Here is a 13,774-nt window from a genome sequence, read left to right as displayed (position 1 = left end):
CGCTCAGGCCCCGGGCGCTCCCTCGGACAGGCGGACCTCGTCGCGGGCCACCCGGATGACGATGAGCGCGACGGCCGACCCGGCGAACCCCAGGAGGCCGAGGAACTGCTCGCGGTTGAAGACGGCGACCTGGACGAAGAGCAGGTTGACGATGTGGTTCCACTCCAGCGCGGTGAGCCCGCTCTCGCGATGCCCGGTGAGCAGCAGGACGACGCCGGTCACGAGGAGGATCGCCGTGACGGTCGCCGGCAGCCCGGTGTCGAGGGTGGCGTGTGCGCGGCTCGTCTGCGGATGCCGGGCGACCGAGACGACGACCTCGCCGAGCAGCCAGACCGCCTGCACCGCCGACAGGGCGAGGACGATCCGGATCGCTGCCCCGGTCGAGAGGGTGGCGAGGATCCGGCGCCGGATCCGATCGACGGCTGTGAGCAGGCGGGCCTCGACACCTCTGCCGGCCGGCACGTCCGAGTCGAGGAGGTCGCGCACGAGGTCGGCGGCCGGTCGCTCCGGGCTGGACACGGCGATGCCGTCGAGGACGGCCAGGGCCCGGTCCCTCGCCGTGAGCTGCAGGACCCCCGTCGCCTCGTCGACGAGAGCCGACGCCGCGAGGGCGAGGCGTCGCCGGTCGGTCATCGGGCGCAGGGTCAGGACGATGCGCACGCCGACGTAGAGGGCGACGAACGTCGCATACATGATGGCGACAGCCGGCTTGAAGAAGTAGTCGACGTCCTTGGTGACGAACTTGCCGACCTCGTCGATGAAGAACCCGAACCCGATGCCGCCGACGAAGGCCGCCCGCCAGCGCCACTGGTCCCCGGGGAAGACTGCGATGGCGAGGATCGAGAGCGCCATGAGCAGCCCGCCCCAGAGGACGTGCGCGATGTGGAGGGTCGCGCCGCCGACCTGCGGGTAGCCGGTCAGACTGAGGAAGGTGCGGATGACGAGCACGGTCGCCACCCCGGTGAACAGGAACAGGTCGACGCGCCACAGTGCCGCCGGATCCGCCTGACGTGCCGTCAGGTCCAGTCGTCCGGTCACGCCCCGACGGTAGTCCGGCGAGGCGCCGTGGAAGGCCGGCCGCGAGGACCGACGGATACGCAGGTACACGCGAGGAGTACGTGACTTCGGCGCCGTGACGTCCTCGGCGGCACGGGCGTCGACGATCACGGCCCCAGACGGTCCACGATCGTGTCGGCCAGGATCTTCGGACGGAGGTGGGACGGTGACCGAGCCATCGAGTGGACCCGCGCCACGCGACTACGGGACGGGCCGGTTGGAGGCCTTCAGCGACGGAGTTTTCGCGATCGCGATCACCCTCCTCGTCCTCGACCTCAGCCTCCCCCTGAGCGCCGGTCGGAACCTTCTCGAAGGGTTCCTCGACGAGTGGCCCTCCTACCTCGCGTACATCGTCAGCTTCTCGACCGTCGCCGCCGTCTGGTTCGGCCACCACGCGATCACCGAGCGGCTGGCCCGCACGAACAGCACCCTCCTCCGGCTCAACATGCTGCTGCTCCTCATCGTGTCCCTCCTGCCCTTCCCGACGCGGGTCCTCGCCGAGTTCATCAAGCAGGGCAACGCCGAGCGGGTGGCCGTGACGGTCTACGGCGTCGTCCTGCTCCTCACCTCGGTCCTGCTGTCGGGACTCTGGCGGTATGCGAGATCCGCGCACCTGACCGCCGACGACGCCGGCGACGAGGACCTCGACCTGCTCACCGAGCGGCTCACCCCGAGCATGGCCGGCTATCTCGTGATGATCGTCCTCGGCCTCTTCCTCCCCATCGTCGCGGTGTTCGGCTACCTCCTCGTGTCGCTGTTCGTCCTCATCCCGATCCGTATGCCGTGGCGTCCCTCGGGGACGAGCCCCTCCGTCGGCTGACCAGCCTGCGCTGCCCCAGCCGCCGGATACGGCCTCGACCCGAAGGGACGACGATGAGTGTGGATGCCGCCTGGCATACCCGATCGGTCGAGTCCGTCGCGGGCGCGTTGGACACCGACCCCACGACCGGCCTCACCGTGGCCGAGGTTCGTCCTCGCGCGGTCACCCTCTGCGCACTCCTCGTGGCCCCGGGTCTCGAGGGCGGCCCGAGCACGGCGACGACGATGGCCTTCGTCGTCATGTCCTTGCGGACCGTGCTGTCCGGCCTCGTCCTGCGCCGGGATCCGGCGAGCGGGATCGACGCACCCGTGCTCGGCGCGCTCCGCGTCCTCGCGGTGCCGACATTGCTGACCGTGGCCGCCGTCGAGCTCGGCTTCCTCCAGCAGGCGCTGGGAACGGCGGGCCTGAGCGGCGCTCAGTGGCTCACCTGTCTCGCCCTCGCGTGCGTCGTGCCCGTCGTCATCGAGGTCGACAAGCGGCTGCGGCGAGGCCGGGAGGCGGTCTCGTCCCCCACCCCGGCGCCGGCTCGCTGAGCGGCGGCCTGCACCCCCGGGGGCTCAGGAGTGCAGGCCGCCGCGGCCGAGGCGGACGAGCACCAGGCCGCCACCGACGAGGAGCAGGACGAGGAGCGCGGGGCCGCCGATCCGCGCACCGGTGAACGCCAGTCCTCCGGAGGACCCGCCTGACGACCCGCCGGTCGCCTCCGTGGCGCCGCCCCCGGAGGACGAGCCACCCGTCGGCACGATCACGGCACCTGTCGTCGACGTCGACGATGTCGTCGACGAACTCGTCGTGGGAGCCACTGTCGTCGTGGTCGGCGTCACCGTCGTCGGCGTCGGCGACGTCGTCGTCGTGGTCGGCGTCACCGTCGTCGGAGTCGGCGACGTCGTCGTCGTAGTCGGGGTCACCGTCGTCGGAGTCGGCGACGTCGTCGTCGTCGGCGTCACCGTGGTCGTGGTGCTCGTCGTCGTGGTGCTCGTCGTCGCGCACGGGATGTCACCGAGGAAGGGGTAGTTGTGCATCTCCCCGCCACCGGACCCCTCGGAGTAGCCGTGCTCGAGGTTGCCCGCGATGAGCACCCGCCCGTTCGTGCTCGGCAGGGCAATCCGGGTCGTGCCGGCCGGGTTGGCGACGAGGATGGAGCCCGGCAGCGCGGCATACCCGTAGATCGACGTCGCCGTCGCATCGGGGACGTTCCAGAGCAGCCGCAGCCCGTCCTCGGCGGCGAGGTTGAGGTAGTTGACGCCGAGGTCCGCGGTCGCGCCGACGATGTTGACGATGACGGTCGCGCCGTCCGGGATGCCGCGGAAGTCCACACCCCCGTCGCCGGGCAGCGAGCCGTCGACGGTGAAGACCTGCACGGCGCTCGAGCCGTCGCCCTGGAAGACGGTCGTGCCGAACTCCGCGGACACCGTGCCGGTCGTCGGGTTGCTCGCCGCGCACCGGGAGATCTCGCCGAGGGCATCGGGTATGCCGGTGTACGGCTCGACCGCGGCGGGGTCCTGCCGCGTCGTGCCGGGTCCGGAGAGGTTGACGGTGCCGGAGAGGGTCGTGCCGTAGGCGAGGTTGCCCCACTCCGCGGGATCTCCCCCGCCGATCTCGACGTGCGTGCCCGACCCGACGGTCAGCGAGCCGCCGATGATCGCGTGGTCCTCGCCGACGGGTGGCGCGACGAGGGAGCCTGCCCCGACGACCCCGATGTTGTACCCGCCGGCGATGGAGCGATCGACGTCCGCGTCGCCGAGGACGACGAGCCGCCCCTCGAGCTCGGCCGCGCCTCCGGTGACCGAGAAGTCGTGGCCGACGAAGACGTTGACGGCCGCGTCGTGCCCGATGACGCTCCCCGGACCGGGAGGTCCCCACGTGTCGGGGCAGTCGCTGCCGAGGCAGGGCCCGATGGGATCGGGCAACGGGTCGCCCGACGCGGTGGAGACGCCGACGCACACGGCGACGACGAGGAGGACGGCCGCCACGGCGACGGCATACGCCCTTCGCGTGGAGACGTCCCGGCGCCGTTCCGTGCCGGCACCGGGGGTCCGCCCCGCAGGTCCGTCCGAGCGGCCGCACGATGCCGTCCGGCCGTTGGAGCCGGCCATCCGCGATCCCTCCCGACGACGTGGCTGGGGCCGGACGAGCCGCCCGGTGAGTCACCCACCCCACCAGTGATCGTCGGTGGACACCAGGGGCGGTACCGGAGTCGCGTAGTCGCATCCCGGTACGTACGTATCCCGCCCGTACCGCGGACGACCCACGTCGAGGAGCGAACGGACCCCTCCCCCGCGCCGGGGTAGGGTCGTCGTGCCACGCGCAGGCTGGGTCCGTCGGGATGTCGAAGGGCGTCGATGAGAGTGGGTTCGTCGTCAGTGCCTCTCCCGGAGCAGCCGTGGCGGCGGCCGGCCACGCGCTTCGTCGGCCGCGAGGTGGAGCTGTCCGCCGTGCGCCGGCTGCTGCGCCCCGGCGCGCTCGTCACCGTCCACGGGCCGGGCGGCATCGGCAAGACCCGCCTCGCCATGGAGTCCGTCGGACGGCTCGAGCCGGGCACCCGCTCGCGAACGGCGGTCGTCCAGCTCGGCGAGGTGTCCCAGAGCGAGCTGGTCCCCGCCCTCCTGGCCTCGACGCTCGGGGTGAACCCGACGACCAAGGACCCCCTCCAGCTGGTCTGCGAGCACCTCGGCGGCCAGTCGCTCGTCCTCGTCCTCGACACGTGCGAGCACGTGGCGGACGGTGTGGTCCGGGTCGTCGAGGAGCTGGCACGGCGCTGCCCTCGGGTCGCCGTGCTCACGACGAGCCGGCACCTCCTCGGCCTTCCCGGCGAGGCGGTCGTCGACCTCCACTCGCTCGCCGTCACGAGCCCGGCCGGCACCGGGACGGTCGACGGCGACGCGGTCGTCCTGTTCCTCGACCGGGCGCGGACCGCCGACCCCACGTTCCGGGCCGACGAGACGACGCTGCCGGTCGTCCGCGACATCTGCACCCGGGTCGGCGGCATACCCCAGGCGATCGAGCTCGCCGCCGCTCGCCTGCGCGCGCTCACCCTGGAGCAGATCGCCGACCGCCTCGCCGATCCGCTCGCCCTCCTCTCCGCGCCGACGGCTCACCTCCCGCCGCGGCTGCGCAGCATGCGGGACTCCGCCCGGTGGAGCTTCGGGCTCTGCTCGCCGGCGGAGCGGCGCCTGTGGGCGATGGTGTCCCGGTTCGCCGGCTCCTTCGACCTCGATGCCCTCGAGGCGGTATGCGACGACGCCGGGCTCGACACCGGTTCGGCGCCCGTGCTCGACCTCGTCCAGGCGCTGACCGACAAGTCCGTCCTCGTCGGCGAGCCCGTCCACGGACGGATGCGGTACTCGCTTCCCGACCCGTTGCGCTCCCTCGGCCGAGACCAGGACGACGGCCCTCCACGGGACGCCGTCGCCGCGGCCCACGCCCGCTGGTATGCCGGGGTGGCGCGGGGCGTGGAGGAGAGCTGGGTCGGCCCGGGCCAGTCGCTCCTGCTGTCGCGTGCCGAGTCGGACCTGCCGAACCTCCGTCAGGCGATCGACACCTGCCTGGAGCGGGCCGAGCTCACCGAGCTGCTCTACGACCTCGCGCTCATGCCGACGAGCCAGCTGTGGTGGACGGCGGGCCACGTCGACGAGGGCCTCTACTGGCTGGGTCGCATCCTCCGGCACGTCGACACGACGAGCGAGCTGAGGGCCCGCGCCCTGCGCAACGACGCGACGCTGCGGCTCGCCAAGGGCGACCTCGTCGGGGCGGGGGCGAGCACCCAGGAGGCCGCCCGGCTGGAGTCCACGCTGCCGCCCGCGGTCGTGCGGCCCGGCGCCCAGACCTTCGTCCGCGCCTTCGGCCTCATCATCCAGGGCGAGCACGAGCAGGCGCTCGACACCCTCCTCGCGGACCTCCCGACGATCGAGGACCGACCGCGCCCCCTCGACTTCCAGCTGCGCCAGCTCATCGTCTATGCCGGGCTCGGCACCGGCGACGACGACCGCGTGCTCTCGACGCTCGCCGACATCGAGCACCTGAGCCGGCGCCACGACGAGGAGTACTACCTCGCCTTCGCCCACCATCTCCGCGCCCTCGACGCCCTGGGCCGGGGTGACGACGACGCGGCCACGACGCTCCTGGAGAGCGCCCTGCGCATCTCGCGGAGCTTCCCCCACCGGCCGGAGAACCCGGACGCCCTCCAGGTCGCCGCGCTCCTCGCCGCGCGCCGGGGCGAGCGGGAGCTCGCGGAGGTCCTCGCCGGCGCGGCGGTCGGCACGGCATACACCGCCGTCGCCCTCACGACGACCTACCTGCGGGGCCACCCGCAGCTGACCGACCTCGAGGAGCTCGCCGCGTCCCTCACGGCCTGCCGGACGAGCGCCTGGTGGCAGGGACGCCGGCTCTCGCCCGCGCGGGCGATCGAGGAGGCCCTCGACGCCGCGCCGCACCGCTCGGGCTCGCCACGGCAGGCGCGGCTCACCCCCCGTGAGCACGAGGTCGCGGCCCTCGTCGCGAAGGGCCTCACCGACCGGGAGATCGCCGAGACCCTCGTCATCTCGGTGCGCACCGCCGAGGGGCACGTCTCCCGGGCCTTGGCGAAGCTCGGGGTCCGCTCACGCCGAGAGGTCGCGACGGCCGTCCGGGACCACTGACGGCCGGATCGCCGACGACGGGCCTACCCGGCACCGCAGCCGCCCCTGACAGACTGGCGTTCGCCGAGACCCGATGCACCGCGAAGGAGCACCCATGCCCGCACCGTGGCTGGCGGACGCCGTCGTCTACGAGATCTACCCGCAGTCGTTCGCCGACTCCGACGGCGACGGCATCGGCGACCTGCCGGGGGCCATGGCGCACCTGGACCACCTCCAGTGGCTCGGCGTCAACACGGTGTGGTTCAACCCGTGCTTCGCCTCGCCGTTCCGCGACGCCGGCTACGACGTCTCGGACTACCTGCGGATCGCTCCGCGCTACGGCACGAACGAGGACATGGTCACCTTCGTCGAGGCCGCCCGCGAGCGCGGGATCCGCGTCATCCTCGACCTCGTCGCCGGCCACACGTCGGTCGAGCACGCGTGGTTCCGGCGGGCGGCCGACGACCCGACCGACGACCGGTACATCTGGTCCGACCGGCCCGGCCCGGGCTTCGTGCCGTCCCCGGGGCGGCGGCCCGGCTACTACCTGAAGAACTTCTTCGACGAGCAGCCCGCCCTCAACTTCGGGTATGCCAGGCTCCGGGCGGACGAGCCGTGGCGCCAGCGCGTCGACGGCCCGGGGCCGCAGGCGAACCGGCAGGCGCTCAAGGACATCATGGCGTTCTGGCTCGACCGCGGTATCGCGGGATTCCGCGTCGACATGGCGTATTCGCTCGTCAAGGACGACCCCGACAAGAGCCAGACCGCCCGCCTGTGGCGCGAGCTCCACGAGTGGCTCGACGTCGCATACCCCGATGCCGTCCTCCTCCCGGAGAGCGACTACCCCGCCCCGGCCGACATCGGCGTCCGGTCCGGGTTCGACGGCGACTTCTTCCTCGTCATCCATCCGGCGCACAGCGCGCTGTTCAACAACGGCGGTGCCGGGAGCCTCTTCTGGCTGCCCGACCACGAGCACTGCTTCTTCGAGGCCGACGGGCGGGACGGCCCCGGATCCCTCGGACGGTTCCTACGGATCTGGGACGAGCATCGCGGGGCGAGCGGCGGCGACCGGCTCGTCGTCCTCGCGACGGCCGACCACGACTTCTCCCGCCTGTGCTGCGGCGACCGCACCGCCGAGCAGCTCGGCGCGGCATACGCCTTCCTCCTCACGTGGGCGAGCGTCCCGTCGATCTACTACGGGGACGAGATCGGTATGCGGTACCTGCCGGGCCTGCCCGACCACGAGGGGAGCGTGTGCAACCCGGGCTACAACCGCGCCGGCTGCCGCACTCCCATGCAGTGGGACTCCGGCGCCAACGCCGGCTTCTCGACGGCGCCGCCGGACCGCCTCTACCTGCCGCAGGACCCCGCGCCCGACCGGCCCACCGTCGCGGCCCAGCGCGACGACCCGAACTCGGTGCTCACCCTGGTCCGTCGGCTCATCCACCTGCGACGCAGCACCCCGGCGCTCGGCCCGCTCGCGAGCACGGAGGTGCTCACGCGCGACTACCCGTTCGCCTACGTCCGGGGCGGCACCCACCTCGTCGTCGTCAACCCGCGCCGGGAGCCGGCCCACGTCGACGTCGCGGCGCTGCGCGATGCCGAGCCGGCTCCGGTCGAGGTCTCGGGAGTGACGGTGTCCGACGGACACGTCGCGGCCGACGGGTTCGGCTACGGGATCTTCACTCTCTGAACCCTAGGCACCCGGGTACTGGACCGGTTCGCTGCGGCCGCTGGTGAGCGAGCGGGCCGCGGCCTCGGCGATGGCCTGGGCTCGGAGGCCGTCGTCCAGGGAGGGGCTCGGCGGCTCGCCCGTGTCGAGGGCGTCGACGAAGTGGTCGAGGGTGGCGGCATAGGTGGGCTTGATGCGCTCGAACCACCCCGGGTGCATGCCCTTCTCGATGGCCCGGCCGATCGTGTAGCGGATGACCGCACCGGCGCGGTGACGGTGGGCCTCGACCATGCCGTTGCTTCCGAGAACCTCGATCCGTTCGTCGTAGCCGTATCCGGTGCGCCTCGAGGTGTCGATCTGGACCAGCGCCCCGGTCGCCAGGCGCAGCGTGACGGCGGCGATGTCGGTGTCGCCGAACTCGGCGATGCGTGGCTCGGCGAGGGCGGACCCGGTGGCGAAGACCGCGACGACGTCGGCTCCGGAGATCCACCGGGCGAGGTCGAAGAAGTGCACGGCCTGGTCGCGCATCTGCCCTCCGGAGACCCGCAGGTAGTCCAGGGGCGGCAGCTCGGGCCCGCGCGAGGTGAGCTGGATGAGCGCCACCTCCCCGACCGCACCGCTGTCGACGGTGGCCTTGAGCTCGGCGTAGTCGCGGTCGAAGCGCCGGTTGAAGGCCATCATGGCGGGCACCTGGCGAGCCCGGACGTATGCGACGGTGTCCGCGGCCCGGTCGAGCTCCCGGTCGATCGGCTTCTCGCAGAGGACGGCGACCCCGGCGTCGGCGGCACGGCGCAGGTGCTCGGCGTGGGTGTCGGTCGAGGAGGCGACGAGCACCGCGTCGACCCGATCCGGGTCGTAGATCTGCTCGACGTCCGTGACGGCCACCGCGCCGTGTCGTCGAGCGACGTCGCCGGCGCGGTGCTCGTCGACGTCGTAGACGAGGTCGAACTGCACGCCGGGATGCGCCGCGAGGTTCGCGGCGTGGACGGTGCCGATGAAGCCGGCTCCGACGAGGGCGATCCGTTGCATGGTCAGGCTCCCACCGAATGCCGGGAGCCCGGGCCGGCGGGCAGCGGGACCGGCGCGTGGCCCGCGGCGTGCGACCGCAGGGCGCCGTCGATCACCTCGAGCGTGTGGATGCCGTCCTCCACACCGGGAAGCCGCGCGAGGAACGGTGCCGGGTCCTCGCCGATCGCCTCCTCCATGAGGGCCTCGGCGAAGTCCCGGTAGAGGTTGGCGAAGGCCAGCCCGTAGCCGTCGGGGTGTCCGGCGGTGAATCGGCTCGCCGCCAGCGCGCCGGCGGTCGCCATCGGGCCGGCCTTCGTCAGAAGCGTCTCGGGGCCGTCGACCGGACGCCACCACAGCACCTCGGCCCGCTCGTGGTCCCAGGCGATCGAGCCGCGGTCGCCGTAGACGGCGATGCGGAGCCCGTGCACAGCGCCGGCCGCCTGATAGGTGCTCCAGCATCGGCCGACCGCGCCGCCCTCGAAGCCGAGATCGAGGAACGCGTTGTCGTAGACCTCGTGCTCGGGCGCGAGGCGGTCGAGCCGGGCCGACACCTCGCTGACGCGCGCACCCGTCACGTAGGTGGCCAGCTGGAGGGCGTGGGTCCCGAGGTCGACGAGCATCCCCGCGTCGCCCGCCTCGGCGGAGCCGACCCGCCAGGCGCCCTCCGGGGTGCCGCCGGCGTAGGCACCGCTGGCGAACTCGGTGTCGACGGCGGTGATCCGGCCGAGATCTCCTCGCTCGACCATCTCCCGGGCCATGCGGATCATGGGATAGCCGCTGTAGCAGTGGGTCAGCATGAGTCGCTTGCCGGAGCGCGCGAGGGCCGCCGCCACCGCGACCGACTCCTCGAGGGTGCTCGTCAGGGGCTTCTCGCTGATCACGTGGAAGCCGGCGTCGAGCACCGCGACGATGATCTCGGCATGCGTGGCCGGCCGCGTCGCCACGATGACCGCGTCGACCCGGTCCGCCCGGCGGGACTCGCCCTCGACGAGCGCCCGGTGGTCGCGATAGACGCGTTCGGGGTCGAGGAGCAGCCGACGGCCCGTCGCCTGGCACACGGAGTAGTCACGGGAGAACGCACCGGCCACGAGCTCCCAGAGTCCGTCGCACCGCAGCGCGATGCGATGCGTCTCCCCGATGTAGGAGCCCAGTCCACCGCCGATCATCGCGACGCGGAGGCGGCGACCGAACCTCTCCAGCGACGTGGCGTCCATGGCGTGTCGTCCTCACCTCGTGCGTTCCATCGGCCGTGCCGCAGTGGGCACCTCCGGGGCCGTCGGCTCCTTGGGCGAGCCGACGTCCGTCCTATCTGGAATTGTCGCGCACCCGGCATCGGGAGCACGCGGCGGACCCCGTGGCCTCAGCTGGGTTCGAGCGCGTCGGCGAGGCGGTCGGACCAGGCCCGCACGACCCAGGCCCGGCGGCGGGAGTCGTCGGTGAGGACGTCGGCGAGGGCGAGCCCGCGTGCGAGGTCGAGGGTCGCCTGGACGAGCCCGCGCAGCTGTGGGTCCGAGTCGTCGACGCCGAGGAGCCGCACGACCCGCGCGTGGGCGGCCCGGCCGAAGTGGCGCTCGAGAGGGACGACGGTGGTCCGCAGGTCGGCGTCGGCCGCGGCGGCGGTCCACACCTGGAGGGCGGCCTTGAACAGCTCGCCGCCCATGAGATCGACGATCTGGGACACGATGGCGTGGACGCGCTCCGCCCCCGCGTGGCCGGGGTCGGGTTCCGCGATCGCGTCGAGGAGCGCCATCCGCTCGTCGAACATGTGCCGCAGGGCGGCGACGATGAGCGCCTCGCGCGTCGGGAAGTGGTGCTGCACGGCGCCGCGGCTGATGCCCGTCTCGGCGGCGATGAGGCCGACCGTCGCCGACTCCCACCCATGGGTCGCGAGGCACCGGACCGTCGTGTCGAGCAGCCGCCGACGGGTGGCCCGGCTGCGGTCCTGCTTGGGCTCGGTCCCGACGGTCACGGTGAGCCCTCGGCCGCCCACCGGGGCGGTCGGCGCTCGAGGAAGGCGGTCATCCCCTCGCGCGCCTCCTCGGACTCGAAGAGGCGTGCCGACTGCGCGGCGACCCGGTCCCGGTTCGCCGCGATTCCCGCTCGCATGCCGTGTGTCAGCAGCGCTTTCGTCTCCCGCAACCCCTGGGGCGAGCACCGCCGGAGCGCGGCGAGGAGCGCGGCGAGCGCATCGTCGACGTCGGCAGCGGCCTCGGTGACCAGACCGATCCGCGCCGCCTCCGTCGCGTCGACGGTCTCCCCGGTGAGCAGGAGTCGATAGGCGTCCCGATCGGACAGCCGGGGCAGCACCGTCAAGGAGACGACGGACGCGGCGAGACCGAGGCGCGACTCGGTGAGCGCGAAGGTCGAGCGGGGGCCGGCGAGGGCGATGTCGCACGCGGTGACCAGGCCCATGCCGCCGGCCCGGACGTGACCGTCGATGCGCCCGACGACGGGGAGGGCGCAGCCCACGATGCGGTCGAGGAGGTCGACGAGCTGGTCAGCTCGAGCCCGGGCCCCGTCGCTGCCCGATCCGGACGAGGCCTCACCGAGATCCGCACCGGCACAGAAGGTGGAGCCCGTGTGGGTGAGCACGATGACGCGCACGCTCTCGTCCGCCTCCGCGGCGGCGATCGCCTCGTGCAGCTCACGGACGAGCCGTTCGGACAGCGCGTTCCGGTTGTGCGGTGAGTCCAGCGCGATCCGCGCGACCCCGTCGGCGGTCTCGACCGCCACGCGCGGGCCGCTCCTCGACGTGTCCGGTCGGTCAGCCATCGCCGTTCCCTTCTGTCGCCGCGACGACCGCGAGACCCTCGCCCTGGGCCACCTGTTGACCGACGGCGACGGAGAGCTCGGTCACGGTGCCTCCCGCGGGTGAGAGGATCGCATGCTCCATCTTCATCGCCTCGAGCCAGAGCAGCGGCTGACCGGCGGACACGACGTCGCCGAGCTCGACGGCCAGGCGCGCGACCGACCCGGGCATCGGCGCCACGAGGGCACCGGCCGCAACCCTCGTCGAGGGGTCGACGAAGCGGGGCACCCGTCGCAGCTCGAGCGAGCCGGACGCGCCGTCGAGGGCGACCCGCACCTCGTCGCCGACGGTGAACCGGACGACGTCCCAGCTGCGCTGCACCCTGTCGAGCTCGAGGACGACCCGGTCGGCGGACCGCTCGACGACGTCGACCCGGGTCACTCCGGTGGGCGGCGTCTCGACCTCGAGCCCATCACGCCCGAAGCGGTAGCGGACGTCGATCTCCTCGTCCTCCACGGCATACCTCCTGCTCCGATAGCCGACGGGAACGTTGCGGAAGCCGCTGGCGACCGCGGCGAGCGGACCCGGCCGATCGTGGGCGCTGTCCGCGAGCGCGGCGACGAGCGCGGCGAGGCCGGGGTCGACCCGGGCGCCGGCGGTGAGCTCGCCGGGCGGGTGGGCGTCGTAGAAGCCGGTGTCGGCCGCGCCGGCGAGCACCTCGGGATGGAGGAGGCTCGCGACGAGCAGGTCGCGGTTCGTCGTCACGCCGTGGACCCGCGTCCGGCGCAGCGCAGCGGCGAGCCCGCCGAGCGCCGCCTCGCGCGTCGGGGCGCTGGAGACGACCTTCGCGAGCATCGCGTCGTAGTGGGTTCCGACGACGCTGCCCGCCTCGACACCGGAGTCCAGGCGGATCCCCGGCCGCGACGGTCGGTCGAAGCGGGCGACGACGTCGGGGACCTCCAGCGTGACGACCGTGCCGGTCTGGGGCCGCCAGTCGGCCGCGGGGTCCTCGGCGTAGAGGCGGGCCTCGACGGCATACCCCGTCATCGCCGGTTCGGGGCCGGCGAGCGGTCTGCCCTCGGCCACGTCGAGCTGGAGGCCGACGAGGTCGAGGCCGGTGACGCACTCGGTGACGGGGTGCTCGACCTGCAGGCGGGTGTTCATCTCGAGGAACCAGAAGTCACCGGTCGCGGAGGCGAGGAACTCGACGGTCCCCGCGCCGCGGTACCCGACGGCCCGGGCGGCCTCCCGCCCGGCGCCGAGGATCCGCTCGCGCAGATCGCCGCCGATCCGCTCGACGAGAGGTGACGGCGCCTCCTCGATGACCTTCTGATGACGGCGCTGGAGCGAGCACTCGCGCTCGCCGAGGGCCCAGACCGTGCCGTGGGCGTCGGCAAGGATCTGCACCTCGACGTGGTGGCCCGACTCGAGGTAGCGCTCGCAGAACACCGTCGGGTCCCCGAAGGCGCTCGCCGCCTCCCGGGAGGCGGACTCGACGGCCCCGGGGAGCTCGGCGAGGCGACGGACGATCCGCATACCCCGCCCGCCGCCTCCCGAGGACGCCTTGACGAGGATGGGGAGGTCGCTCTCCTCGACGGTCCCCGGGTCGAGCCGCTCGAGGACCGGCACACCCGCGTCCGCCATCCGCGCCTTCGAGGCGACCTTGCTGCCCATGACGGCGATGGCCTCGGGGTCCGGGCCGATCCACACGAGTCCGGCGTCGCGCACTGTGCGAGCGAACTCCGCGCTCTCGGAGAGGAATCCGTAGCCGGGATGCACGGCGTCGGCACCGGCGCGATGTGCCGCGGCGACGATCAGGTCCCCCCGCAGGTAGGTGTCCGCAGGCGCCGCGC

The 13,774-nt window shown here is 73.1% G+C and carries 11 protein-coding genes; 4 read left to right on the top strand and 7 right to left on the bottom strand.

What is annotated here, in order from left to right:
• Nucleotides 1-3: 3 nt before the first annotated feature.
• A complete protein-coding gene (locus BN12_RS04720; protein ID WP_157635348.1) occupies nt 4-1,038 on the bottom strand; it encodes a hypothetical protein in 1,035 nt (344 codons plus the stop codon).
• 184 nt (nt 1,039-1,222) lie between these two features.
• Between BN12_RS04720 and BN12_RS04715 the strand changes: the two genes are divergently transcribed.
• Entirely contained in the window at nt 1,223-1,876 is a 654-nt protein-coding gene (locus BN12_RS04715) for a TMEM175 family protein (protein WP_162233037.1), read from the top strand.
• 53 nt (nt 1,877-1,929) lie between these two features.
• On the top strand, nt 1,930-2,409 hold the full coding sequence (locus tag BN12_RS04710) for a cation transporting ATPase C-terminal domain-containing protein (protein WP_083454419.1): 480 nt from the start codon (nt 1,930-1,932) through the stop codon (nt 2,407-2,409).
• Between the two features lie 24 nt (nt 2,410-2,433).
• Here the strand turns inward: BN12_RS04710 and BN12_RS04705 are convergent, their stop codons facing one another.
• On the bottom strand, nt 2,434-3,972 hold the full coding sequence (locus BN12_RS04705) for a choice-of-anchor A family protein (protein ID WP_048550485.1): 1,539 nt from the start codon (nt 3,970-3,972) through the stop codon (nt 2,434-2,436).
• A 267-nt stretch (nt 3,973-4,239) separates the two neighbouring features.
• Here BN12_RS04705 and BN12_RS04700 point away from each other — a divergent pair, with 267 nt between their 5' ends.
• Together BN12_RS04700 and BN12_RS04695 are read left to right on the top strand one after the other, a co-directional pair.
• Nucleotides 4,240-6,513: an ATP-binding protein gene (locus tag BN12_RS04700; protein ID WP_048550483.1), complete on the top strand. Its 2,274-nt coding sequence runs from the start codon at nt 4,240-4,242 to the stop codon at nt 6,511-6,513.
• A gap of 94 nt (nt 6,514-6,607) precedes the next feature.
• Nucleotides 6,608-8,185, top strand: coding sequence for an alpha-amylase family glycosyl hydrolase (locus BN12_RS04695; RefSeq protein ID WP_200901146.1), 1,578 nt, complete (start codon nt 6,608-6,610; stop codon nt 8,183-8,185).
• A gap of 3 nt (nt 8,186-8,188) precedes the next feature.
• On the opposite strand, the gene BN12_RS04690 is transcribed toward BN12_RS04695, so the two are convergent.
• The 5 genes from BN12_RS04690 to BN12_RS04670 form a co-directional block, all read right to left on the bottom strand.
• On the bottom strand, nt 8,189-9,193 hold the full coding sequence (locus BN12_RS04690) for a Gfo/Idh/MocA family protein (RefSeq protein ID WP_048550481.1): 1,005 nt from the start codon (nt 9,191-9,193) through the stop codon (nt 8,189-8,191).
• A 2-nt stretch (nt 9,194-9,195) separates the two neighbouring features.
• Complete coding sequence (locus BN12_RS04685) at nt 9,196-10,386, bottom strand: Gfo/Idh/MocA family protein (RefSeq protein ID WP_048550479.1); 1,191 nt, start codon at nt 10,384-10,386, stop codon at nt 9,196-9,198.
• A 146-nt stretch (nt 10,387-10,532) separates the two neighbouring features.
• Nucleotides 10,533-11,141 (bottom strand): TetR/AcrR family transcriptional regulator, encoded by a 609-nt coding sequence (locus BN12_RS04680; protein ID WP_048556004.1) that lies wholly within the window; start codon nt 11,139-11,141, stop codon nt 10,533-10,535.
• On the bottom strand, nt 11,138-11,905 hold the full coding sequence (locus BN12_RS04675) for an enoyl-CoA hydratase family protein (protein ID WP_235432302.1): 768 nt from the start codon (nt 11,903-11,905) through the stop codon (nt 11,138-11,140). The genes BN12_RS04680 and BN12_RS04675 overlap by 4 nt, the downstream gene beginning before the upstream one ends.
• 31 nt (nt 11,906-11,936) lie before the next feature.
• A partial coding sequence (locus BN12_RS04670) for an ATP-binding protein (protein WP_053079952.1) occupies nt 11,937-13,774 on the bottom strand: 1,838 nt, incomplete at its 5' end.

The sequence above is a fragment of the Nostocoides japonicum T1-X7 genome (assembly GCF_001046855.1).
Taxonomy (GTDB): domain Bacteria; phylum Actinomycetota; class Actinomycetes; order Actinomycetales; family Dermatophilaceae; genus Nostocoides; species Nostocoides japonicum.
The sequence above is the reverse complement of the archived record's forward strand: the minus strand, read 5'-3'. Positions and strand labels throughout refer to the sequence as shown.